Raw genomic sequence first — 24117 nt, forward strand, 5'->3', positions numbered from 1 at the left:
TAAAGTGGTTATTAATAAGTTGATATTAATCCTTAGCTTTCTATAAATATCTTTTTATAAAGGGTCAGTGATTAAAGACTGTCAGACCGCAAATAGGTTTAAAAAGCAAACATTCTTAAATAAAAAAGGCCCGCTAATTTATTAGCGGGCCTTTTTTATTAAGATGAGACTCATTAAAATAAAAACCGTTAAGATAAAAAGTATTTGGTATAAAAACTAGTCAGTATAAAAACCAGTATTCACGACATACTATTTAGTCTTTTTAAGGCCCGCTTGCTTCAGTAAAGCCCCTAATGAACCAATCTTATTTTCTTCAGGTTTGCCCTTAGTAGCAGGCTTAGCCGTTTTCACCTTGTCGTTGCGCGGCTTTGAACGACCTTCTTTAGCGGGAGTTTTAGGCTTGGTGTTTCTACGCGGTGCACGAGTCGGCTTAGCGTCTGTTTTCTCAGTAGCTGGCTTACTGGCCGTAGGACGCTTGGCCGGTGCTGCTTGCTCAGACTTCATACTAAAACCAATACGATTACGTTTGACATCGACCGAAATCACACGTACATTAACGATGTCTCCTGGCTTAACCAGGTTCATGGGGTCTTCAACGAAGTCGTTGGCCATTTCAGAGATGTGTACTAATCCATCTTGATGAACGCCGACATCAACGAAACAACCAAAGCCGGTTACATTGGTTACAACCCCTTCAAGTTGCATGCCTTCTTCAAGATCACTAACGCTATTGACGTCATCTCTAAACTGAGCCGTTTTGAATTCGGGACGAGGGTCATGGGCAGGTTTGGCCAACTCTTGTTTGATGGCAGCGATACTGATATTTTCATCATTGGCCGCTTCAATACCATCAACGGCTAGGGTGTTGATCACACTGTCATTACCCAGTACTTCAGTCACTTGCTTGCCAGACTTTGCTAAGATTTCTTTGACTAAATCATAGCTTTCTGGATGCACACCGGTGGCATCTAATGGCTCTTCACCATCACGAATACGTAAGAAACCAGCTGCTTGTTCAAAGGTTTTAACACCAAGTCTTGGCACATCTTTTAGCTGCTCACGATTGGTGAAAGCACCATGCTCTTTGCGGTAGTTAACGATTTGTTGAGCCACGTTGCGGTTTAAGCCGGCAATGTGAGCCAAAATAGCAGGACTGGCAGTATTAACATCGACACCCACTGCGTTTACACAGTCTTGGGTTACTTTGTCTAAGCTATCAGACAACTGTGATTGGTTAACATCATGTTGATATTGACCCACACCAATGGCTTTAGGCTCAACTTTTACCAGCTCCGATAAAGGATCTTGTAGACGACGGGCGATTGAGACTGCACCACGGATAGACACGTCTAAGTCGGCCAACTCATCGCTAGCAAGCTCACTGGCTGAATAAACCGAAGCACCAGATTCATTGACCACAACCGCTTTGGCAGTAATGGCGTCATCAGCATCGATAAGCTCTTTAATCATGGCATCAGTCTCACGACTTGCCGTGCCGTTACCAATGGCCACCAGTTCTACTTGATGAGTTTTTAATAGCGCAGCAATAGTGGCTTTTGCTTCTTCCATCTTGTTGTCAGGTGCAAAAGGATACACGGTGGCGATAGCTGGCTTGTTTTCAGCATCACGGATGACATGACCTTGTGCATCAATAACAGCCATTTTGACACCGTGGCGGATACCAGGATCGACACCAAGAATAACCTTGCGTCCGGCAGGAGCTGCCATCAATAAATGCTGTAGGTTACTGGCGAAAACATCAATAGCGTCGGCTTCAGCAGCGAGACGCTTCTCAGTCAATAAACGATGCTCTAAATGCGGACGCCATTTGTCTTTCCACAAGCTATTGGCAGCGGCGACTAAGAATTCACGGCGTGCTTCAGGCTGTTTGGCGTCTAATTCAAACTTACTGATAATTTTTTCAACAAAAGCGGAATCTTCGCCATCAACTTTTAATACCAGCACATTTTCTTGACGGCCACGCAACATGGCCAATAGGCGATGATTGGGTAGGCGTGCTAAGCTTTCAGTGTGGTCGAAGTAATCGGCAAACTTCTCACCAACTTCACGTTTCTCCTCAGAGGCTAAACTTGAATTGATGGTAGCGGTCTTGGCAAAACCGTTGCGTAAGTTATCAAGTAACTCAAGCTCTTGGGTCCAATTATCAATAATAATGGCTTCTACGCCGGCCAGTTGCTTTTCAGTATCAGAAAAATCAACTTCAATCTCATTGCCGGTATCGTCGGTAATGGTCTGAGGTAACTGATAGCCTTCTAAAGCTTCGGTCGGTGAAACTTCAGAGGTCAATAATTTATCAGCAACTTCCCCTAAACCAGCCGCACGTGCTTTAGCCGCCAAAGAGCGACGACGTGGACGGTAAGGTAAATAGATGTCTTCTAACTCAAGCTTTGAGGTGGCTTTCTCAATACGAGTCTGCAACGCTTCAGTCAGATTGCCTTGGCTTTGAAGTAGCTCAAGAATCTTGGCACGACGCGTTGCCATATCACGCTCGTAATTCAAACCTTTTTCTAAAGCGCGTAATTGACTGTCATCAAGACCCTGTGTCTTTTCTTTACGATAACGGGCGATAAACGGCACCGTCGCACCTTCGTCGTAAAGCTTCACAAACGCATTGACTTGCGCAGGCTTAATGCCCAGCTCTTTTGCAAGCTTGGTATGGATGTTGGCAATGACATCAGCGGGTAAATTAGTGTTACCTTGGCTGGTAGGAGTGGTGGTATTAGGGGTATCGGTTTGGTTCATATCCGTATCGAAGTTAATTAATGTGGTTGGCATTATAGCAAAAGCTGACATAATAAAAACGCTTTTGCTCATTTATGTTCATTTCTGTCAATAACTCTTGATGAATTAACAAACCCATACAGCATTAGTATGCAATAGGTGTGTAATTTATCTCATAATCTTATACACTAACTTAGTGTCTTATACACTAAATAGTAGCGACTGTCAGGGTTAGTGTAAATTCTATTAGTAGTTTGCACTAGTGACAATAGTCCATTAGGGCTAGGTTGGTTGAATATTCTGATATGTTTAAGATTCTAATAGAGCCTATACTAATTGAACCGATGAAATTGAGCCAATAAAAAGCACAGTTACCCCCACACTATTATGTGGTTAGATATTGATTAACAGTGCTAGAGTAACCATATATAGTATAAGACCTTTGATAATTAAGACCTTTAATAAACTAGTATCAGGCGATTCAAGATAACGTATAAGAAGCTTAAAACAGCTTCGTGGTCAGTTTTAGAGAATAACCCTGTAAAACGTATTTTTCCCTTTACCCTTTGGGTTACTATAATAAATACACAATAGGAAAATATTATGTCAGACAATAAAATTAACAACACCGACAGTCTAACCCACCGCATATTAGTGGTAGATGATGACGCTCGTTTACGCTCATTGCTACAACGTTTCCTAGAAGACGATGGCTTTGTGGTCCGTACCGCTCACGACGGCAGCCAAATGGATAAGCTGATGCAACGTGAGTTATTTTCACTGGTGGTGTTAGATTTGATGCTACCTGGTGAAGATGGTATCAGTATCTGTAAACGCTTGCGCGAGGACAACAGTGACATTCCAATCATTATGTTGACCGCCAAAGGCTCGGACAGTGACCGTATCGCTGGACTAGAGGCAGGTGCTGATGACTATCTACCTAAGCCTTTCAATCCAAAAGAGCTGTTAGCGCGTATCAAAGCAGTATTACGTCGTCATAGCCGAGAGTTACCTGGTGCACCTTCGCAGCAAGTGGAAGTGGTAGAGTTTGGTCCTTGGACGCTAGATTTATCAACCCGTACTTTAAAGAGAGACGGCAACGTAGTGACTTTAACCACGGGTGAGTTCTCTGTCTTAAAGGCACTGGTTCAACACCCTCGTGAGCCGTTAACTCGCGATAAGTTGATGAACTTGGCGCGTGGAAGAGAGTGGGGTGCTATGGAGCGCTCAATTGACGTTCAAGTGTCACGCTTGCGTCGTTTGATTGAGGACAATCCTTCTCAAGCCCGTTATATCCAGACCGTGTGGGGTGTGGGGTACGTGTTTGTACCCGATGAAGAAGACGCCTAAATGGCGCATAATGGCGTAATTTATTATTAATATAATAGATTACCGAACTATTAAAAAAGGCACTCTATTCAATATAGAGTGCCTTTTTTATTTTTGAGCTGTAGGTTAAATATAAGCCAGTGATCAAATATTACTTAACTAAAGATCATAAGTTAAACCAACAAACGAGTTAAACCCATAAGTGTCTTTAAACTAGGTTTAGCGAAGCTGACTGTCCTTACTGCCACGGCGATTATAAAGCTCTTGCGTTTTAAGATGTGCTTCAAGCTCGGTTTGGCATCTGACACAGTGCTCAACCCCTGGCAATGCTTGACGACGTACTTCTGGTATACGCTCACCACATTCATCACAAAACTCTAAACTTTTACCTGAAGGTAAAGCTCTTCTAGCCCGCTCTAAAGCATCATTGACTGTGGCATCCATTTGCTCGTGTTCCGCGCCATCGCGCGCCCATCCTCCTGCCATACTCAACTCCTTTTCTTATTTAGATTTGCCCAAATAAAATAAGGGCGTATCCTTATAATATGGGGCTATAAGGCGATTTTTCAAGGTAGAGATTGGCGGTTAGAATAAGCTTAAAGGCACAAAAAACGCAGAAACTCTACTGAGCTTCTGCGTTTATTATTGCTTAAGTTATTAAGGCTATTTAAGCGGTTTGACTAGTACAATCTATTAGGAGCACAACACGATAAAAGCACAACATAAGTAGTTATTTAGGTTGCAAGGCGACTACCTGACCTCTTACCCCAATACTGGCATCACTCATTAGACACACATAAGCGGGCATTAAATCCTCAGGTGTTTTAAGGCTCATGGGGTTTTCGCCCGGATAGGCATGAGCACGCATGTTGGTACGTGTGCCACCTGGATTGATACAGTTAAAGCGTAAGGTCGTTGTATTTTGCGTCTCTTGAGTAAAGATATCGCTCATGCCTTCTACAGCTTGTTTTGAAAGGGCGTATGCCCCCCAAAAAGCGCGAGGATGAGTACCAACAGAGCTGCTAGTAAACACAAATGAGCCGTTTTCTACTGCTTTGACCAAGGGCATCAATACTTGGGTCAGCATAAAGGTTGCGGTAGTGTTTACACGCATCACTTGCTCAAAAGTCACAATGTCGTACATTTCAAGAGGGGTTAAAGCGCCTAGAATTCCTGCATTGTGTAACACACCATGAAGCTCACCAATTTCTGTTTGAATCAGATTGGCCAGCTGCTGCATATCGCTGTAGCTTGCCGTTTCAAGATTCATCGGCATAATCGCAGGCTGTTTACCGCCTGCTGCTTCGATTTCATCATATACAGCTTCTAGCTTGCTTAAAGTCTTGCCAAGCAGTAGCACCGTTGCTCCATACTTAGCATAGGTTAAAGCCGCTACTCGGCCTATACCTGCTCCGGCACCAGTGACCAAAATAGTCTTACCCTCTAAACAATTTGGCTCAGGGATAAAGTTACGTATTTGTTCGTGTGTTAAAGGCTGTTGTTGAGTCATAATTTCACTATTAATTTATAATAAGTAATTTACAAAAAGTAAGTCACAAAAAGTTAGATATAAAAATTAGCTTAGTCCTACTTTATAACTAAGATAACTAAATACAGCTAGTTTATAAGAGTAGGGCGGGCATGCGAAAGATGGGCCTATAACTTATAAGACGGGCTTCTAAGTTATAAATAGTCAAACTCTTTAGAGCGTAGCAGCTTAACCAATGCTTTCGGAGTTTCTGCAATATAATCTGCACCCCAAGAATCAATCGTATCTTGATCCTCTGGTGGGATATAGCCATAGCTGGCAAGTATATTGGTCATGCCCGCCGCTGCACCTGCTTGAATGTCACGGATATGGTCACCGACATAAATGACACTATTGGCAACACCACGTGGCAGCTCCAGCTTTTCTAATGCCAAGTACATAGGTTCTGGATCAGGTTTGGTATTGCTAACATCATCCGGACAGACCAAGACTGAACAACGCTCAGTTAGATTTAGACACTCGAGAAGTTTAGTGGCCAAATAACGAGGTTTATTGGTCACAATGCCCCAAGGAATATCATTTTTTTCATAGAACTCTAGTAATGCGTCAAGCTCTGGGAACACACGACTATCAACACAAATATCGGCTGCGTACTCATCTAAAAATTGCTGACGATATTGTTGTACTTGGTCGTCGGTTAAAGGCTGATTGTTGTGCTTAAGCATTAAACTAACCATAGCTCCTGCACCGGCAGAAACTTGTTCACGGATGGCATCACTGGAAGGCGTCTGCCAACCATTTTTTTCGGACATACGACCAATAATACGGGTAAAATCTGCCGCCGTATCGATTAAGGTTCCGTCTAAATCAAATAGAACGGCTTTAACGTAATTTGTTGACATAGTTTTTTCTTTTTGAGTGTTGAGTCTAATAGTAAAGAAGTAATGTATTAAGGGCTGCGAGCCACACTTCAGGCTTAACTTAACTGAAGCAGGCTCTAATTAAGCCAAAGGGTGCTCAAGCTAAGCAGGTTTAACCACTGCCATCATGTAGTTTACATCGACGTTTTGTGCCAACCAATAACGCTTAGTAATAGGATTATAGTGTAACCCTATCAAGTCTTGACGGTTAAACCCGGCGGTGATAGCCATCTTATCAAGTTCAGCGGGCGTAATAAATTTGGCATAATCATGAGTGCCACGGTCTAATAAGCCCAATACGTACTCTGCACCAATAATGGCAAATAAGTAAGATTTTGGGTTACGGTTGATGGTAGATAGTACACAAACGCCGCCTGGCTTCAACAAGTCAAAGCAGGCTTGTACAATTTGGCTAGGGTCAGGTACATGCTCAAGCATTTCCATACAAGTGACCACATCGTAGCTTTCAGGCTGTTCAGCAGCGAGTTGCTCAATGGCAATATGCTTATAACGCAAACGATCGGTCAAACCGTTTTGCTCAGCATGAATACTGGCAGCTTGTAAGTTCTCAAGACCTAGATCAACGCCGGTCGCATCAGCGCCTCTGCGTGCCATTGATTCAGTTAATATACCACCACCACAGCCCACATCTAGCACAGTTTTGCCTGTTAGGCCGGTCTTCATATAGCGAATAACATTTTCTTCAATCCAATTAAGGCGAAGTGGGTTAATCTCATGTAAAGTAGCAAAAGGACCTTGTTTGTCCCACCACTGGCTGGCAAGTTGAGTAAATTTACCGATCTCACTCATGTCTACGTTGTTGCCCATATTGCTATTTGGCTGCTGTGAGGTGGTATTACTACCTTGCGTATCCGTATCAGTAACCTGATTATTAACTTGGTTATTGAACTGATTGGTCGCTTGATTAGCAGAAAGTGCTGGGCTGTTTTCTGTATTGATCTGGGTCATGAGTTATCCTAAACCTAACGTTATGTAAGTATTAACCGGGTTTACTACAAAAAGGGTTAACTTTATTATTCAATTATATAAGGTCTATCTTATCATGCTTACCGGAATAGGGCATCTTCCATGGCGGGGTTTACAGACGATAATTTACAGTGTTTTACAAGATTTAACGCTATATATGACAGTAATTGCGATAGGTCAATAACGCTTATTTAACCATCTATTAAGGTTTTAGCAATGCTCGCGGTTCACAGAGTACTGATAAATGCGTTATCATAGCCACACCTGAATAAGTAGCGACGACTTGTTGGCCTTTATTATAGAATATTTAGGCTAACCGTTATTTGATATTTGTGACCGTTGTTAGCAGTAATTTTGGTAACAGTGATAAAGTTAACAGCTAAAAATTTAAGAATCACAAATATTTGAGTGGCGAACTTCAAATTCAATATTGATCTCAATCTATCTAGATACATATTCTTAAGGAATGACAATGAAGTTTTATTCTCAGCGAGGTTTTGCTCTAGCCTCTTTAGTTGCCGCTGTAGGCTTCGCCTCGATGCCAGCTTTCGCAGCAGATTATGTGGCCGGTAAAGACTATATAGTATTGGATAATCCTGAAAGTATCAGCGGCGACAAAATTATCGTGCGCGAATTCTTCTGGTATGGTTGTCCGCATTGCTATGCTTTAAATCCACATATGCAGAAATGGTCTAAAACTAAAGCTAATGATGTGATTTTCTTAGAATCTCCAGCAGCGCTTAACCCAACTTGGGAAGTCAATGCTCGTGGTTTCTACGCCGCTCAATTGATGGGCTATCAATCACAAACTCACAATAAATTATTTGATGCCATCCACAAAGATAACCAACGTTTGTTTGATCAAAATTCATTGTCTAAATGGTATGCAAGCCAAGGTCTAGATCAAAAGAAATTTAACAACTTATACAATTCATTTGCGGTCAGTACCAAAGTAGCGCGCTCAAAAGCAGGTGCCAAACGCTATCAGTTAACAGGCGTTCCAGCCGTTGTGGTCCATGGTAAGTACGTGGTACAGGGTGAGTCTGAGCAAGTGCCTAAAGTTGTCGATTATTTGGTGAAAAAAGTACGTACAGATCTAAAAGCAGGCAAATAGTTTTAAGACAATGGTTTTAGATTCAGTTGCTTAAAAGACTATTGCTGTAAAGGCGTGAACCATGACGCTGAAATAGAAAAGACCGGGCATTGCTCGGTCTTTTTTATTTTTATTTTATAAGGAGTTTATTTGAAGGCGACATGAGTTAGGTAAAGAGGTGAGGCAAAGACAATTGTTTCTTGATTGCTTTAAATTGTGTCTGACTAAAATAAATTATTGTAAATAAGAATTGTTATCGTTATCATATGTATTACCCTAAAATAAATACCCAATGTACAGCAATGCGTTGCTGTAATAGATTGAGGATATGCCCATGATAGTTTGCATATGTAATAACGTTAAAGACCGTCAAATAAAAGCCGCAATGGCTTCTGGACTAGATTCGCTACAAGCCTTACAAGAAGCCCTTGATGTGGCCAATTGTTGTGGCTGCTGCGAGCCGATGGTTAATGATCTATTAGAGGAGCATCATGCCAATCAGATTGATGTCGATTTAGTAAGTCAACTGGCCTATGCAGTCTAAAGATTAGCAACGACAAAAACGCTGCTTAAATAGAGGAAAATAAGAAAGAGTTTTAAATGCTTTAATCTATAGCATGCTTTACTTATTCTAAGCTCTTATTACTTTAGCCCCTTTTATTATAAGTTTCTTTACTTATACAATAAGTCATCGTCTTAAATCCTTCAAAACCTTCAATTATCCAATTCTTAACCCTTAGCTATTTATTAATTTTGATTTAAACAGTCATTAGTTATATTTGTGCTAAGGGTTAACCGTATTAAGATGCATTCTTTATTGTCTCCCTATTCTTAGTTCCGAAAATAACATTCTTTATGTCTGTTTTTTGTTACTATATTGAATAGTGCTTACGGATTTAAATAGAGTGGCGTCTATTGTTGGTAAATCTAACAGTTAATCTATGATAAAAAACAATAAACTAGGACGGATACCATGAACGGCAGTCAAAAAGTTATCGACTATTTAAATTTCTTACTGGGGGGTGAGCTTGGGGCTCGCGATCAGTATTTTATTCATTCAGAGATGTATGGTGAGTGGGGCTACGGTAAGTTATATGATCGTATTCATCACGAAATGGAAGATGAAACTTCTCATGCGCAAGCCATTATTCGTCGTATTTTAATGTTGGGCGGTAAGCCAGATATGACAGTTGATGAAATCAATGTCGGCGATAATGTTCCCCAAATGCTACAACTAGATTTGGATTTAGAATATCAGGTTCAACAACACCTTAAACAAGGCATCGCACTGTGCGAGCAAGAGTATGACTATGTCACGCGTGATATGCTTGTGGCCCAGTTAGAGGACACTGAAGAAGACCATGCACATTGGCTAGAGCAACAATTGCGTCTGATTGACATGGTCGGTCTGCAAAATTACCTACAAAGCCAAATGGGTGACATTCCACAATAATAGTGCGAATGGCTAAGAGCTAGACTCTAAAATACATAGTAGATGAGATAGAGCTTGGCAGTCACTGGTTTAATTGGCAGTTATTTCTAATTAAAAATTATGTGTCATTAATAACTATAACAAGTAGGAGAAAGTTATGCAGGGCGATAAAGAAGTCATTCGCAGTTTGAATAAAGTTTTAGGTTATTCGCTAATCGCTATCAACCAATATTTCTTGCATGCCCGTATGGCTAAGAATTGGGGTATTGAAGAACTAAATGAAGCGTTTTATAAGCAATCTATTGCAGAGATGAAATGGTCAGATGCACTGATTGAACGTATCTTGTTACTAGAGGGACTGCCAAACCTACAAGAGTATGGCAAACTTTTTATCGGCGAAGATGTCGCTGAAATGATTGAGTGTAATGTGCGTTTAGAGAACCAGAAATTTACCACTATTACTGATACCATTACATTGTGTGAACAAAAACAAGATTATGTCTCACGCAAGCTACTTTTAGATTTAAAAGACGGTAATGAAGAGTATTCTGACTGGTTAGATACGCAGCAAGATTTAATTCGTGATGTGGGTCTTGAGAATTATATTCAAGCAAAAATTGACGACTAAAGAGAACGATAGAGACTTGATGTTTAATTGTCTTAATGTCTAATTGTTAGGATAATAAATAAAGCCAGCTGACTCAGCTGGCTTTTTTGATTGAATAAGCCATTTAGCCGTCATATTGTACTCACAAGCCAGTTAGGGCTATACTTAAAACGCAAGGATAAAAAGGTGGCACCAGTAGCGCTGCCCAAACACAGCAAGATTATTAAATAATAAATAGGAGTAAGTATGGCTGCATTACGTCCAGATGTTGATCCAGAAGGTTTGTTAGAGTATTCAGTGGTTTATACCGATCGTGCCTTAAACCATATGTCTAAAGCCTTTCAACAAGTTATGAATGACTTATCCACTAACTTGAAACAAGTGTATGCGGCAGATGCGGTCGCTATCGTTCCAGGCTCAGGTACTTTTGCGATGGAAGCAATTGCCCGTCAGCTGGCAACCGATAAAGACTGCATGGTCGTGCGCAATGGTTGGTTTAGCTACCGTTGGACTCAGATTTTGGAAAAAGGCAAATTTGCTAAGTCTGTCGCTGCCCTAAAAGCACACCAAGTTGAAGGCGAATCAGAAGCCGGTTCTCCCAATCCTTTCGCCCCAGTGGCCATTGAGGAAGCTGTGGCAGCCATTAAAGAGCAAAAGCCTGCTTTGGTATTTGCGCCACATGTTGAGACTGCATCAGGTATGATTTTAGCTGATGACTATATCAAACAACTGGCAGATGCGGTACACAGTGTGGGCGGTCTATTGGTCATTGACTGTATCGCTTCAGGCTGTATCTGGTTAGATATGAAACAGCTCGGTATTGACGTACTGGTGTCTGCCCCACAAAAAGGTTGGAGCAGCACCCCATGTGCCGGGCTGGTAATGCTAAGTGAAAAAGCGGTTGCAGAAGTAGAAGCAACTGAGTCAGACAGCTTTAGCCTAGATCTAAAGCAATGGTTAACCATCATGCGCGCGTATGAAAATGGTGGGCATGCTTATCATGCCACAATGCCAACCGATAGCTTACGTATGTTCCGTGATGTGATGTTAGAAGCCAAAGAAGTGGGTTTTGATACCTTAAAAGAGGCACAGTGGGAGCTGGGCAATCGCATTCGTGACCTGTTAGAAGACCGTGGTATTCAAAGCGTAGCGGCCGAAGGGTATCAGGCCCCAGGTGTTGTGGTTTGCTATACTGAAGATGATGGGATGCATAAAGGTAGTGCGTTTGCAGCCGAAGGCATGCAGATTGCGGCTGGTGTACCGCTACAAGTGGGTGAACCTGATGGCTTTAAAACATTCCGTTTGGGCTTGTTTGGTCTAGATAAACTAACTGACATTGATGGGGCGGTAGAGCGCTTCAAAACAGTGTTAGATAAAGTAAAGCCTGCCTAAGATAAAGCACAACCTGCTTAACGTAGAGTGCTTTTCATCAAAAAAACACCCACTTATAAGTGGGTGTTTTTTTGCAAAGTTATTTATCAAAGTCTAGGTCATAAACTCTTAGTGCATAACTTTTGGCTCTTCATTGGCCATGGATTGGGCGGCGTTACGCAATTCGAATTTCTGAATCTTACCGGTACTGGTCTTAGGAATTTCACAGAAGATGACATGCTTGGGAACTTTAAATTTGGCCAAATGTTGGCGACAATGCTCGATAACTTGCTCACGGGTTAAAGTAGCACCTTCGGCAATTTCAATAAAAGCGACAGGCACTTCGCCCCATTTGTCATTAGAAGCTGCTACCACACCGCAGCTACTGACTTGAGGTAGGCCATATAAGATATTTTCGATTTCAATACTAGAGATGTTCTCACCGCCTGAGATGATGATGTCTTTTAGGCGATCCATAATCTTGATATAGCCATCAGCATGTTTTACCCCTAAGTCACCTGTACGGAACCAGCCTCCGGCAAAAGCCTCTTCTGTGGCTTTCGGATTTTTTAGATAGCCTTTCATCACCATATTGCCTTTTAATGCCAATTCGCCCATCTCTTCACCGTTAGCAGCAACCGGTTCATTAGTACCTTGCTTTAATACTTCAAAGCCTGTCATTAGATGTGAGGTAGTGCCTTGACGAGATTTTTTGGAGGCGCGCTCAGAGACGGACAGTTGTTGCCAGTCATCATGCTCAGCACAGATAGTCACTGGGCCATAAACTTCGGTCAAGCCATAAACATGGGTAATGTGGAAGTTCATGGCTTCCATCTTCTCTAGCATAGCTTCTGAAGGCGGCGCACCGGCCACAAAGCCATTAACCGTATGCGTAATGGCTTGCTTTAAAGTCTCATCGCCGGTTGAAATCATATTGTGCACAATAGGGGCAGCGCAGTAATGGCTAATGTTGTATTTGGCGATGAGTTTTAGAATTAAGTTGGCATCGATTTGACGTAGGCAAACGTTGATACCTGCGCGCTCGGCCACGGTCCAAGGGAAGCACCAGCCGTTGCAGTGAAATAGCGGCAACGTCCAAAGATAAGTGCTGTGCTTAGGCATGTCCCAGTCTAAGATATTAGACACCGCATTTAGCGTCGCCCCGCGGTGATGATACACCACGCCTTTAGGCTTACCGGTAGTACCAGACGTATAGTTTAGAGCAATTGCATCCCATTCATCAGCTGGATATATCGTAAGGTCAAAGTCTTTTGCGGCTTGCTCGTCATCGAATTCGCCAAACTGAATCAGTTCTTCATAGCTCATCTTGCCAAAAGGTTTGGTCTCGGCAAACGCTCTATCAGTGGCATGAATAAGAATTAAATGAGGAAAGGTTTCTTCGATAAGGTCGATATGCTCAGCAAACTCACTGTCGATAATAAGTAACTTAGCCTCAGAGTGTTGAAGACAAAAAGTGAGGGCGCCGATATCAAGCCGAGTGTTTAAAGTACACAGTACGCCTTGAGACATAGGTACCCCGAAGGCAGCTTCTACCATAGCGGGGGTATTGGGCGCCATAATCGCTACAGTGTCGTCTTTACTAATGCCAAGCTTTCTTAGGCCATGAGCTAAGTTACGACAGCGGGCGTAGGTTTGTGACCAAGTATAATGAATTGGGGCGTGTACCAAATCGTCATAAATAATCGAGGTCTTATTGGGGTAGACGGAGGCAGTGCGTGCGATAAACTGTACAGGGGTAAGCGGTTGATGATTGGCATCAGTCTTGTCTAGGCCGGTACTATAGTCGGTCATTGATGATAGTCCTTTATCAGAATTTTAGGAGTTCGTATCGCTATCAGCGTGCCTAGACGGTCATTGCATAACCTTTGCATGCGCCATCTTAGTCAGCTTATGATACAATAGTGGGTGGAAAACTATAGTCAATGAGTATAGGTTAACCGAATTTGTGTAGTCAACTCATAGGCACTAATTTACAATCAATAAATTGGTCTTAACTCATTATTTTGAAATAATTTTATCGGTTAATACCATCATAGACCCAGTCATCAGATGCTTAGTGTGTCTGGTCTTCTTGGCCTCATAGTTGTGTTAAACATTACTACTCATTGGGTTTAGTAATTACTCTGTATTTAATAAGGATATTTTCTATGGCAGCAGCCGCTACCTCAAATCATTCAAATAACTCAAATGGCGTAGATAACCGCAATAATCATCTGGAAAATAACGGTGCAGAAACCGTTTCAAAATCTAAAAATATTGCGGCAACCAACATTGCTTATCCGCACATTTTTGAGCCTCTAGACTTAGGTCATACTAAGTTAAAAAACCGTATTGTCATGGGGTCAATGCACACCGGTTTGGAAGACCGCTTTTATAACTATGGTAAGCTAGCGGCCTACTTTGCAGAACGTGCCAAAGGTGGCGTGGCAATGATGATCACAGGGGGTATTTCTCCGAACCGCGAAGGGTGGTTGATACCTGCGGGTGGCACGATGAATACCAGAGCCGATGTGATTAATCATCAGCGTTTAACCCGTGCTGTACATCGCCATGACAGTAAGATTATTATGCAAATCTTGCACAGTGGTCGTTATGGTTATCACCCTTTTGTGGTTTCGGCCAGTCCATTTAAATCGCCTATCTCGCCGTTTAAACCTCGTCAGATGAGTATTAAAAATATTGAAAGTACAGTCGAAGACTATGCACGCTCAGCCTCTTTGGCCAAGCAAGCAGGGTATGATGGGGTGGAAATTATGGGTTCAGAGGGCTATCTGCTGAACCAGTTTTTATCGCGTCATGTCAACCAGCGCAAAGATGAATATGGCGGTGATATTCATGGTCGTATGAAATTCCCGATTGCTGTGGTCAATGCCGTACGCAAGGCAGTAGGCGAAGACTTTATCATTGTGTTCCGTCTCTCTATGATTGACTTGGTCAAAGACGGCAACGTGATGGATGAAGTGATTACGGTAGCTAAAGCTCTAGAAGAAGCAGGCGTCTCCATTATCAATACTGGTATCGGTTGGCATGAGGCGCGTGTTCCTACTATCGTGACCAGTGTACCCCGTGCTGCCTTTGTCGACTATACGGCAGAGGTCAAAAAACATGTGTCGATTCCAGTAATGGCAGCCAACCGTATTAATATGCCTGAAACGGCTGAAAGTATTGTGGCATCAGGTAAAGCAGATTTAATTCAAATGGCCCGTCCTTTCTTAGCGGATCCACATTGGGTTAACAAAGCGGAAAACGGAGAAACCGATCGCATCAATACCTGTATTGCTTGCAACCAGGCGTGTCTTGATCATACTTTTGAGAACAAGCGTTCGACCTGCTTAGTTAATCCGCGCGCTTGCTATGAAACTGAATTGCGGTATGAGCCCGCTAAGAAAGTGAAAAAAGTAGCAGTAATTGGTGGCGGTGTGGCTGGCATGTCTGCTGCGACCGTTGCGGCTGAACGTGGACATCAGGTCACCCTATATGAGGCCAAAGATATTTTAGGCGGTCAGTTTAACTATGCCAAAGTTATCCCTGGTAAAGAAGAGTTTTTTGAGACCACACGTTATTATCTGAATGAGTTAAATCACCAAGGCGTGACCATCAAGCTGAACACCAAAGTAACCTCAGAGATGCTCGATGACGCTGACTATGACCATGTGATTGTGGCCACTGGTGTGGTACCACGTAGTCTAGAAGGCAAACTTGAAGGCGCAGACAACCCGAAAGTGATTAGCTATGCTGATTTGTTATCTGGCGAGAAAGCGGTCGGTGACAAGGTGGCGGTTATTGGGGCAGGCGGTATCGGTTTTGATGTCAGTGAGTACTTAACAGCGCGTCATGGTCAACCCTTGCATGAGCTAGGTCCTGAAACTTTAAAAGACCCAAGTTATCGTCCTGAACCTCAGTCAGTTACTGACTGGAAAAAAGAGTGGGGAGTGAACGAGGATGTCACTTATCAAACAGATGGTGGTCTGACTCGACCTGAAAAAATTGTTCCAACCCGTCAAGTATATCTGCTACAACGTCGTGCAGGTAGTCTGGGTAAAGGTCTAAATAAGACCACTGGCTGGGTACATCGTGCGCATGTTAAATCACATGGCGTGATGCAAATGCCAGGTGTGACTTATGATAAAGTAACCAATGAAGGATTGTGGGTGACAACGCCACAAGGTCACAGTCAGCTGCTGCGAGTAGATACTATTGTGGTTTGTGCCGGACAAGAATCAGTCAATGACTTAATGCCAGCGGTGACAGATATCAAAAAAGATGCCTCTATTAAAAAAGGCAAAACTCAGTATCACATTATTGGTGGTGCTAAGTTGGCTGCTGAGCTGGATGCCAAACGTGCCATTCGTGATGGCGCTGAGCTTGCCGCCTCACTTTAATAGTGTTACTTTAGTAATATCCTTTTAAAGGACTGCCTATTAAGCAAACCTTGTATCGATAAAAGGTAATGCTTAAAAGCAGTAAGCAGTAAGCAGTAAGCAGAATAGAAGAGTAGAAAAACAAAAAGAGGCCGTTATTAAAAATAACGACCTCTTTTTTTTATGGGCAGTAGTCGCTAATAAGCGTATATTAAATACAGTATGAGTTATAAATGCCTAGTAAATAGCTGGTAGGTAAAGAGGACCATCGTTTGATTTAAACGTATATAGTACTTTTTAAGCATATATAGGGCTTTTTCAAACTTATATAGTAGCTTTCTAAGAATACTATCTTTTTAGGCAAATACAGTACCTTTTCAAACTCATATCGTACTTTTATTCTCTCTGACAAAAGGAATTGTCATGAAAAAACTTATATTAAATACGGGCCTGCCTTTAGCGACTATAGGAACACTTAGTCTGCTAACGACAATAGGCGCCCACGCTGCTGGTCTAGAATATACCAAGCAATCTATTCTGCCCTTATTTGAAGAGGGTAATTATGCTGAGCTTTCCTATGCCTATGTCGATCCAAAGATTGAAGGCCTTGACGTAGAAGGTGGCATTGGTTCTCCACAAAATAACGAAATCAAGGATATGATGGATGACTTCAATATCTTTGGTGCCGCCGTTAAAGTTACCCCAAGTCAGAACACTGCTCTGGCTCTAATTTATGATGAACCATTTGGCGTCGATACCCTCTACCAATCGGGAAGCGAATTCAGCAACGATATGGGCACTACCGAAGCTCGAGTCGATACGCGCAGTTTGACGTTACTTGGCGGTGGCAAGGTTAATAATAATTTATGGCTTTATGGTGGGATGGAATATCAAGAGGCTGAAGGGTCGGTACAGCTGGCTCAAAATTTTGAAGGTGACCCTATTTACTATAACCTTAAAATCAATGATAAAAGCGACACGATGATTCCGGTTATTGGTATAGCCTACGAGGTTCCTGAAATCATGCTTCGAGCGGCAGTAACTTGGCGCGGAGAAGGGGAGCACCGCTTAAAAGCACATGAGAATTTGCTAGTCAATAATACGATTTTAAATGGCGTTTTGGGTACCACAGGCCCTACCAACTATAATGATATTCCCCCAGATATTAAGGGTCTAATTGGTCTGCCTCAGGTAGAATTTGGAGATACCAATTTAAGTTTTAAGACCCCTCAATCGGTAAACCTAGATTTCCAGACCGGTCTTAGTGAAAAGTATCAATTACTGGGAATGGTTAATGCACGATGGGTAGAATGGACCAAATTTAACATTGCGCCGACGGGTATTACCCAAGTAGTGGGAGAGCCGCTAGCCGAATATAAAGACGATGCTTATAGTATAGAAGTGGCACTGGCCAAGCAGTTCAACCCTCAACTCTCTGGCGAAATAAGAGCAGGCTACGATTCGGGAACCGCTGAGCCCCTGAGCTTGTTGGGACCTTATGACAGCATCAAAACTTTAGCACTCGGCGGTAAATATAAGGTTAATGACCGCTTTGACATCTCTGCCGGGGCTCAGTATATGTGGTTTGAAGGAGGCACAGCTTACTCTAAATTGCCCATAGATAAATCGCTATCAGAAAGAACCTTAGCCAAGTTTGATGATGGTACAGGTTATGCGCTAGGCCTAAAGTTAGGCTACCATTTCTGATGGCTAATTATTCTAACGGCGATATAACAAGATAGGGATGCTATTTACTATTTGTAGGCTTAAAAAAACCGTCATAACCTTAGATTATGACGGTTTTAATTTTTGGTAGATACAAAGCATATATGTGAAAGCATATATGTGTAACTTATACAGTAACGCGATACAGCTAAGCCATTAAACCGCTGAGGTACCTAGCCAAACTGAGTAGCCGATGAAAGTCAGAATCAATACGAGACCACTGCCTCGTTTCATCTCTCCTTGACGGTTATAAGCAATAATGGCCAAGACAAACAGCAATAAAGTAACCCCAGCCATCATCAACACATCGCGAGATAGAATCTCAGGGGCAATATTTTTGATAGGACTAATAACAGTCGCCACGCCCACGACTCCCAAGGTGTTAAATAGGTTTGAGCCAATGACATTGCCCAGTGCCATATCATGTTCACCGCGTCTCGCAGCAGCCACACTGGCGACCAGTTCAGGTAAAGAGGTCCCAATAGCAACGATGGTTAAACCAATTAATAATTCGCTCATGCCCCATAAAGTAGCTAATTCTACGGCGCCCCAAACGATAGATCTAGAGCTGACAATCAACAACACCAAACCCAAAGTCAAAGTGGCTAATGCTTTGGCAATATTGATATCTTTTGGGGCGTCTACATCCGCTGCGGTATTGTTACGCAGGCTTAAAAAGATTTGAATGAGTAATACACCAATCAGCGAGGCAATAAGCACAATACCATCGGTCATCGACAGGTTGCCATCTAGCAATTGAAAAGCTGCTAAAGCGGTCACTGCCAATAGTAATATTAAGTCATGACGAATAACATTAGCACGGATTAAAATTGGGCTGATAAGCGCGGTTACCCCCAGTACCAAAGTAATATTAATAATGTTAGACCCATAAGCATTGCCTAATGCCAAATCTGGGCTACCGGCTACGGCAGCTAAAGCAGAAACCACCAGTTCAGGCGCTGAGGTACCGATACCTAAAATAACAACACCAATTAAAAAGCTAGGCATATTAAAACGTACTGCCAAACTGGTCGCACCGTCGATAAAAGTGTCAGCACTCCACACTAAAACAGCAAGACCAATAATAACAGCAATAATGGCTAATGCCATAAATTCTCTCCACTATAATCATGGTTCAGATAGAACATGACAGCGTGAACCTCGCTAAGCTCACTAGAGTAGTATTTATACTCAGTTGCCTTATGTTTTATTTACTTTCCCATGACTATATTAAAATGATATAGATAAAAAAATGCTAAGCGATATTATATCGCTTAGCATTTTATGATTACATTAATAACTGGTAAGGATTAAGATACTTGGACAGGAATAATATTAGCCGTATCTTTTACAGTATTGTTTTCATTACAATAAACCAGCTTCGGCTTATGAGTATCCGCTTCGTTTTCATCCATTTGCACATAAGCACAGATAATAACGATATCGCCTAAATCTGCCATATGAGCTGCAGCACCGTTTAATGAAATAATACCAGAGCCTGCTTCAGCACGGATGGCATAAGTGCGAAAGCGCTTGCCATTGGTGACATTATAAATATCAATAGATTCGTTTTCACGGATGCCTGCCAAATCTAATAAATCGCCATCTATCCCGCAAGAGCCTTCATAATGCAAATCAGCATGAGTCACACGGGCACGGTGTAGTTTGCCTTTTAATAAGGTCAATAACATAAGGGATTTCCTTGAAATAATGGACTAGATGTTGTGCAGAAAAAACTTGAAAGCAGATTATACTCATAAAATAAGGTATTTTCTGCTATTTTTGATCAAGTTATCAAAAAAATACACAGACATCTGGCTTTTAAACATGAGCGAAATAGGAAGGGAGGGCTATCAATCAAGACAGCACTCTGTATATGGTATTTCTTAAAAACCACATGCTTGAAAAACGCACTGTTAAAAAATAGGGGTGCAAGCGTTAGGCATTAGGAAGCTTAAAGCCATTAACTTGGCTACGGGCTTTTTCTATATCCCCAGTAACCATTAGCTGCAATGAGTCCATGGCAGCATCGAGAGCCGCTTCAATAGCAATTTGCTCATCGGGGGAGGGTTTAGATAGCACATGACCACTTACTTTGGATTTATGACCTGGATGGCCAATACCAATACGTAGGCGATGGAAGTCGTTACCAAGATGAGGGGTGATATCACGAAGTCCATTATGACCACCATGACCGCCACCTGTCTTGAGTTTGATACTACCAGCAGGAATGTCTAACTCATCATGAGCAATGAGTAGTTCCTGAGGCTTAATGCCATAGTAATTAACCATAGGCTCAACAGATTGACCCGATTTATTCATAAAAGTAACCGGCAACAATAGGCGAACATCGGTGTCAAAAATACGACCGCGTCCGGTTAAGCCGTGAAACTTCTTGTCAGCTGCCAATTCGATATTAAATCGGTCAGCAATCAGGGCCACAAACCAAAAGCCAGCATTATGTCTTGTTTCGACATACTGCTGACCTGGGTTGCCAAGCCCAACAATAAGTTTAAGTTGGGACATAGCTTTCTCACTGTATTATAAAGTATTACTGTCAGTAGTGAGACTTAGATAGTTACCTTAAAGTATAATAAAGCAACTATCTGGCTCACTGACAGAAGGAGAATTATTATTCGCCTTTGTCTTCTTCGCCACCTTGCTCAGTAGCAGGTACGTCAGCTGCGTCAACTTCTTCAGCAGTATCTTCTTCCACTTCTTCAACAGTTGGGGCCTGCATGTTAACCACTGTGCGGTCAACTGGCTCATCAACGTCAAGTTCGAAGATGATAACACCTTCAGGAAGTTTGATGTCTGTTAGGTGTAAAGACTCACCAATTTCTAGACCTGATACGTCAACTTCTAAGTACTCAGGTAGAGCAGATGGTAGACATACGATTTCGATGTCAGTTATTAGTGTAGATAAGATACCGCCAGCTTTGATACCTGGTGCTTCTTCACGACCTACGAAATGAACAGGGATGTTCATGTTGATCTTCTGACCTTTAACAATGCGCTGGAAGTCAGCATGCATTGGGAAGCCTTTAGAAGGATGACGCTGTAAGTCTTTAATAACCGCTAGATGCTCTTCGCCATCAAGGTTGATAGTCAAAATGTTTGAGAAGAAAGCTTCGTTTTCTAGAAGTTTCCAAAGCTCATTGTTTTTAATAGCGATAGCTGTAGGCTCTTCGTTACCACCATAGATAATGGCTGGTACAAGATTTTGCTTACGCAGGCGGCGGCTCGCACCTTTGCCCTGCTGATCGTCGGTACGGGCAATGCCATTTACCGTATATAAAATATCACTCATGAGAGTATCCTTGATTAAATAATTTGGTTTGGTGATGCGTTCAAGCGACGCTTGCGACCAACGTGGCCAGACACACATCTTTGTCCTGTACAGCAAATTAAGTGATGATTAATATAATCACTCACACGTTTTGCGTAGATACAGAGGGCGTATTATACGGGTAATGCCTGTCAAAATCCAGTACAAAAAAACCGCTGTCTAAAAGACAGCGGTTTTTGTTAGTATCAATACAGGCTATTGGTCAGCTTTGGTTCAGTCAATAGACTCAAACATAGCGCTAATAGACTCTTCATTATTGATACGGCGTAAGCTTTCTGCCAATAAAGAAGCAATGGTTACTTGGCGGATCTTACCACAAGCTTTCGCTTCAGCAGAAAGAGGAATACTATCAGTAACTACCAACTCGTCCAATACTGAATTGCTAATGGTCTGAATCGCATTACCTGATAATACAGGGTGAGTAATATAACCCAAGACACGACGTGCCCCATTGTCTTTAAGCGCTTGAGCGGCTTTGCACAATGTACCTGCAGTATCCACCATGTCGTCAACAATCACACAATCACGGTCTTTTACATCACCAATGATGTGCATAACTTGTGATTCGTTTGCACGTGCACGACGTTTATCGATAATCGCTAGGTCAGTACTGCCACCAAGCTCTTTGGCCATAGCACGAGCACGTACCACACCACCCACATCTGGTGATACAACCAACAGGTTGTCATACCCTTGCTTTTGTAAGTCTTTTAACAAAACAGGGGTACCGTAGATATTGTCTACTGGGATATCAAAGAAACCTTGGATTTGGTCAGAGTGCAAGTCAACAGTCATCACACGGTCAATGCTAACGATGTTAAGCATATCCGCGACAACTTTTGCTGAAATAGGCACACGTGCTGAGCGAGGACGACGGTCCTGACGCGCATAACCAAAATACGGCATAACAGCAGTAATGCGGCCCGCACTTGAACGGCGCAATGCGTCAGCCATAACCATGATTTCCATCAAGTTATCGTTAGTAGGGGCGCAAGTAGGCTGAAGAATAAAGACGTCTTTACCACGAACATGCTCTTTAATCTCAACAGCTATTTCGCCATCAGAGAAACGCGTGACATCAGCACGGCCAAGAGGAATGTGTAAGTGATCAGCGACAGTTTTTGCCAACTCAGGGTGGGCATTACCCGTAAAAATCGCCAGATATGGCATGGTTCAAGTCCTATTTATTTGACTTAGGAGAGGAGCAGTAAAGACTGCACAAATAAAGAAGAAAGTTGAACGTGTAGAAAATGGCAGGGGTAGCTGGACTCGAACCAACGGATGTCAGGATCAAAACCTGATGCCTTACCAACTTGGCTATACCCCTGTAACAGACAAACTTTATCAAGAAGTCTTATGCTGTTGTTAAATTAGCATGTCTCTTGATAATTTACTATCAAAATATTAATAAATTCGATTCACTAATATTTTGATACTTTTTACTCGTTGTCTTCCCGGTAGCGTTCGAGGCGAACTATACCGAAAACTAACTAGATATGTCAATAAACTAAAGCGTTTAATTTTATAAATTACTGGCTTAGCCCATGACGAATATGGCAGGGGTAGCTGGACTCGAACCAACGGATGTCAGGATCAAAACCTGATGCCTTACCAACTTGGCTATACCCCTTTATGGGCGAGTTATTATACAGAAGAATTTAGTGATTGCAACTGTTTTTCTAGAATTTTAATAATTATCATTTTAGATATTCAGAATAGCGGTTTTTTATAGTGTCAAAGAGTGAGTGATAACAGCCTGACAAGGGGGTGGGTTGTTCACCATATGAGTCTGTATTTGAGAGGTCATTGCTTCAGGAATCGGTAAAAACACACTGCTGCCTGTACCCGTCATACGAGCATTACTGTGAGTCATCGATTCAAGCTGCTTTAAGTACAACAGGGCTTGTTTGACCTCTGGCACGACTTCGGTTACCACTGGCTCGAAGACATTACCAAAAGACGGATATAGCCGCTCAAGATAGCCCTCAGCGTTGTTTTCGATGTCTGACACGCTCATAACCGGTAGGTCACGACGCAACTGAGGGTGAGCAAACAGTGCTTGTGTAGAAGCATGTGCCTCTGGGTTTAACAACAGGTAGTATTGTTTAGGCAGAGAAATAGGCGTTAGTCGCTCTCCAATACCTTCGGCAATGGCATCGGTACCTAGAATAAAAATAGGCACATCAGCGCCCACAACGCTACCAATCTCAATCAATGTTTGTTGATCTAACTTAAATCCCCACAATTGATTTAGAGCCAGTAGGGTAGTGGCCGCATTTGAGGAGCCACCTCCGAGTCCGGCACCGGTAGGCAATACCTTATCTAAATTAATATCAATGACCGGTAGCGAGTCTGTTAACTGTATAGCAGAACGCTGAGCCTGGCTTTTAAGGTAAACAATCAAAGCAATCGCCGCTTTGGTCACTAAGTTATCCATCAGGTTTGCGGTAACATCGACGTTACTGCTTAGAGTGATAGGCAGGTTGTGGCTATCAAAGCTAGCATGAGGGTCAAACTGCTTATCACTAACACTAAATTGTAAGGTATCCCCCCAGTTTAGCAGGCGAAACACAGTTTGTAAGTTATGATACCCATCGGGCCGCTTGCCGGTAATGTGCAAAAACAGGTTGATTTTCGCAGGCGAGAATAAGCTAAGCTGAGGCAAGAAAGTCATAGGGTTATCACATTAAA

General features: G+C 42.3%; 20 protein-coding genes and 2 tRNA genes. 8 read left to right on the forward strand and 14 right to left on the reverse strand.

Going from position 1 to position 24117, the window contains the following annotated elements; genetic code table 11:
- Positions 1–249 precede the first annotated feature (249 nt).
- Positions 250–2763 carry a Tex family protein gene (locus tag LK453_RS05870; protein ID WP_227674359.1) on the reverse strand — a complete coding sequence of 838 codons (2514 nt, stop codon included), beginning with the start codon at positions 2761–2763 and terminating at the stop codon, positions 250–252.
- Positions 2764–3345: 582 nt separating this feature from the next.
- Here LK453_RS05870 and ompR point away from each other — a divergent pair.
- A complete protein-coding gene (gene ompR, locus LK453_RS05875) occupies positions 3346–4092 on the forward strand; it encodes an osmolarity response regulator transcription factor OmpR (RefSeq protein ID WP_007395826.1) in 747 nt (248 codons plus the stop codon).
- Positions 4093–4290: 198 nt separating this feature from the next.
- Here the strand turns inward: ompR and LK453_RS05880 are convergent, their stop codons facing one another.
- The 4 genes from LK453_RS05880 to ubiG all read right to left on the reverse strand — a co-directional run bounded on the left by LK453_RS05880 (position 4291) and on the right by ubiG (position 7308).
- Entirely contained in the window at positions 4291–4557 is a 267-nt protein-coding gene (locus LK453_RS05880) for a DksA/TraR family C4-type zinc finger protein (protein WP_201537851.1), read from the reverse strand.
- A 244-nt stretch (positions 4558–4801) separates the two neighbouring features.
- The gene (locus LK453_RS05885) at positions 4802–5581 is read right to left on the reverse strand and encodes a YciK family oxidoreductase (RefSeq protein ID WP_201529519.1); all 780 of its coding nucleotides are present in this window, start codon (positions 5579–5581) and stop codon (positions 4802–4804) included.
- 173 nt (positions 5582–5754) lie between these two features.
- A complete protein-coding gene (locus LK453_RS05890) occupies positions 5755–6462 on the reverse strand; it encodes an HAD family hydrolase (RefSeq protein WP_007395823.1) in 708 nt (235 codons plus the stop codon).
- Positions 6463–6582: 120 nt separating this feature from the next.
- Positions 6583–7308 carry a bifunctional 2-polyprenyl-6-hydroxyphenol methylase/3-demethylubiquinol 3-O-methyltransferase UbiG gene (gene ubiG / locus LK453_RS05895; RefSeq protein WP_044298558.1) on the reverse strand — a complete coding sequence of 242 codons (726 nt, stop codon included), beginning with the start codon at positions 7306–7308 and terminating at the stop codon, positions 6583–6585.
- A gap of 631 nt (positions 7309–7939) precedes the next feature.
- Here ubiG and LK453_RS05900 point away from each other — a divergent pair.
- The 5 genes from LK453_RS05900 to LK453_RS05920 all read left to right on the forward strand — a co-directional run bounded on the left by LK453_RS05900 (position 7940) and on the right by LK453_RS05920 (position 11991).
- Complete coding sequence (locus tag LK453_RS05900) at positions 7940–8581, forward strand: thiol:disulfide interchange protein DsbA/DsbL (RefSeq protein WP_201537850.1); 642 nt, start codon at positions 7940–7942, stop codon at positions 8579–8581.
- Positions 8582–8894: 313 nt separating this feature from the next.
- Positions 8895–9104, forward strand: coding sequence for a (2Fe-2S)-binding protein (locus LK453_RS05905; RefSeq protein ID WP_044298391.1), 210 nt, complete (start codon positions 8895–8897; stop codon positions 9102–9104).
- Positions 9105–9533: 429 nt separating this feature from the next.
- A complete protein-coding gene (gene bfr, locus LK453_RS05910) occupies positions 9534–10013 on the forward strand; it encodes a bacterioferritin (protein WP_201529513.1) in 480 nt (159 codons plus the stop codon).
- A 136-nt stretch (positions 10014–10149) separates the two neighbouring features.
- Complete coding sequence (gene bfr, locus LK453_RS05915; protein WP_201537848.1) at positions 10150–10620, forward strand: bacterioferritin; 471 nt, start codon at positions 10150–10152, stop codon at positions 10618–10620.
- Between the two features lie 225 nt (positions 10621–10845).
- A complete protein-coding gene (locus tag LK453_RS05920; RefSeq protein WP_201537846.1) occupies positions 10846–11991 on the forward strand; it encodes an aminotransferase class V-fold PLP-dependent enzyme in 1146 nt (381 codons plus the stop codon).
- A 108-nt stretch (positions 11992–12099) separates the two neighbouring features.
- Here the strand turns inward: LK453_RS05920 and LK453_RS05925 are convergent, their stop codons facing one another.
- A complete protein-coding gene (locus LK453_RS05925) occupies positions 12100–13782 on the reverse strand; it encodes an AMP-binding protein (RefSeq protein WP_201537844.1) in 1683 nt (560 codons plus the stop codon).
- Positions 13783–14138: 356 nt separating this feature from the next.
- Between LK453_RS05925 and LK453_RS05930 the strand changes: the two genes are divergently transcribed.
- The gene (locus LK453_RS05930; RefSeq protein WP_265335049.1) at positions 14139–16373 is read left to right on the forward strand and encodes an NADPH-dependent 2,4-dienoyl-CoA reductase; all 2235 of its coding nucleotides are present in this window, start codon (positions 14139–14141) and stop codon (positions 16371–16373) included.
- A gap of 402 nt (positions 16374–16775) precedes the next feature.
- Positions 16776–18059: an outer membrane protein transport protein gene (locus tag LK453_RS05935; RefSeq protein WP_201537842.1), complete on the forward strand. Its 1284-nt coding sequence runs from the start codon at positions 16776–16778 to the stop codon at positions 18057–18059.
- A 174-nt stretch (positions 18060–18233) separates the two neighbouring features.
- Here the strand turns inward: LK453_RS05935 and LK453_RS05940 are convergent, their stop codons facing one another.
- From LK453_RS05940 to ispE, 8 genes are all read right to left on the reverse strand, one after another.
- Complete coding sequence (locus LK453_RS05940; RefSeq protein ID WP_201529503.1) at positions 18234–19187, reverse strand: calcium/sodium antiporter; 954 nt, start codon at positions 19185–19187, stop codon at positions 18234–18236.
- 200 nt (positions 19188–19387) lie between these two features.
- On the reverse strand, positions 19388–19768 hold the full coding sequence (panD, locus tag LK453_RS05945) for an aspartate 1-decarboxylase (protein ID WP_201529501.1): 381 nt from the start codon (positions 19766–19768) through the stop codon (positions 19388–19390).
- Between the two features lie 247 nt (positions 19769–20015).
- A complete protein-coding gene (gene pth / locus LK453_RS05950; protein ID WP_201537840.1) occupies positions 20016–20603 on the reverse strand; it encodes an aminoacyl-tRNA hydrolase in 588 nt (195 codons plus the stop codon).
- Between the two features lie 106 nt (positions 20604–20709).
- Entirely contained in the window at positions 20710–21387 is a 678-nt protein-coding gene (locus LK453_RS05955) for a 50S ribosomal protein L25/general stress protein Ctc (protein ID WP_201529497.1), read from the reverse strand.
- A gap of 252 nt (positions 21388–21639) precedes the next feature.
- A complete protein-coding gene (locus LK453_RS05960; RefSeq protein ID WP_007395807.1) occupies positions 21640–22596 on the reverse strand; it encodes a ribose-phosphate pyrophosphokinase in 957 nt (318 codons plus the stop codon).
- Positions 22597–22677: 81 nt separating this feature from the next.
- Positions 22678–22753: transfer RNA gene (locus LK453_RS05965), tRNA-Gln, on the reverse strand.
- A 227-nt stretch (positions 22754–22980) separates the two neighbouring features.
- Positions 22981–23056 (reverse strand) — tRNA-Gln (locus tag LK453_RS05970).
- 96 nt (positions 23057–23152) lie between these two features.
- On the reverse strand, positions 23153–24100 hold the full coding sequence (gene ispE, locus LK453_RS05975; protein ID WP_201537838.1) for a 4-(cytidine 5'-diphospho)-2-C-methyl-D-erythritol kinase: 948 nt from the start codon (positions 24098–24100) through the stop codon (positions 23153–23155).
- Between the last annotated feature and the right edge of the window lie 17 nt (positions 24101–24117).

The organism is Psychrobacter sanguinis, from assembly GCF_020736705.1.
Classification (GTDB): domain Bacteria; phylum Pseudomonadota; class Gammaproteobacteria; order Pseudomonadales; family Moraxellaceae; genus Psychrobacter; species Psychrobacter sanguinis.

Coding starts and splice junctions, on each gene's coding strand:
- LK453_RS05870 (WP_227674359.1), bottom strand. CDS start 2,763: ATGAACCAAACCGATACCCCTAATACCACCACTCCTACCAGCCAAGGT.
- ompR (WP_007395826.1), top strand. CDS start 3,346: ATGTCAGACAATAAAATTAACAACACCGACAGTCTAACCCACCGCATA.
- LK453_RS05880 (WP_201537851.1), bottom strand. CDS start 4,557: ATGGCAGGAGGATGGGCGCGCGATGGCGCGGAACACGAGCAAATGGAT.
- LK453_RS05885 (WP_201529519.1), bottom strand. CDS start 5,581: ATGACTCAACAACAGCCTTTAACACACGAACAAATACGTAACTTTATC.
- LK453_RS05890 (WP_007395823.1), bottom strand. CDS start 6,462: ATGTCAACAAATTACGTTAAAGCCGTTCTATTTGATTTAGACGGAACC.
- ubiG (WP_044298558.1), bottom strand. CDS start 7,308: ATGGGCAACAACGTAGACATGAGTGAGATCGGTAAATTTACTCAACTT.
- LK453_RS05900 (WP_201537850.1), top strand. CDS start 7,940: ATGAAGTTTTATTCTCAGCGAGGTTTTGCTCTAGCCTCTTTAGTTGCC.
- LK453_RS05905 (WP_044298391.1), top strand. CDS start 8,895: ATGATAGTTTGCATATGTAATAACGTTAAAGACCGTCAAATAAAAGCC.
- bfr (WP_201529513.1), top strand. CDS start 9,534: ATGAACGGCAGTCAAAAAGTTATCGACTATTTAAATTTCTTACTGGGG.
- bfr (WP_201537848.1), top strand. CDS start 10,150: ATGCAGGGCGATAAAGAAGTCATTCGCAGTTTGAATAAAGTTTTAGGT.
- LK453_RS05920 (WP_201537846.1), top strand. CDS start 10,846: ATGGCTGCATTACGTCCAGATGTTGATCCAGAAGGTTTGTTAGAGTAT.
- LK453_RS05925 (WP_201537844.1), bottom strand. CDS start 13,782: ATGACCGACTATAGTACCGGCCTAGACAAGACTGATGCCAATCATCAA.
- LK453_RS05930 (WP_265335049.1), top strand. CDS start 14,139: ATGGCAGCAGCCGCTACCTCAAATCATTCAAATAACTCAAATGGCGTA.
- LK453_RS05935 (WP_201537842.1), top strand. CDS start 16,776: ATGAAAAAACTTATATTAAATACGGGCCTGCCTTTAGCGACTATAGGA.
- LK453_RS05940 (WP_201529503.1), bottom strand. CDS start 19,187: ATGGCATTAGCCATTATTGCTGTTATTATTGGTCTTGCTGTTTTAGTG.
- panD (WP_201529501.1), bottom strand. CDS start 19,768: ATGTTATTGACCTTATTAAAAGGCAAACTACACCGTGCCCGTGTGACT.
- pth (WP_201537840.1), bottom strand. CDS start 20,603: ATGTCCCAACTTAAACTTATTGTTGGGCTTGGCAACCCAGGTCAGCAG.
- LK453_RS05955 (WP_201529497.1), bottom strand. CDS start 21,387: ATGAGTGATATTTTATATACGGTAAATGGCATTGCCCGTACCGACGAT.
- LK453_RS05960 (WP_007395807.1), bottom strand. CDS start 22,596: ATGCCATATCTGGCGATTTTTACGGGTAATGCCCACCCTGAGTTGGCA.
- ispE (WP_201537838.1), bottom strand. CDS start 24,100: ATGACTTTCTTGCCTCAGCTTAGCTTATTCTCGCCTGCGAAAATCAAC.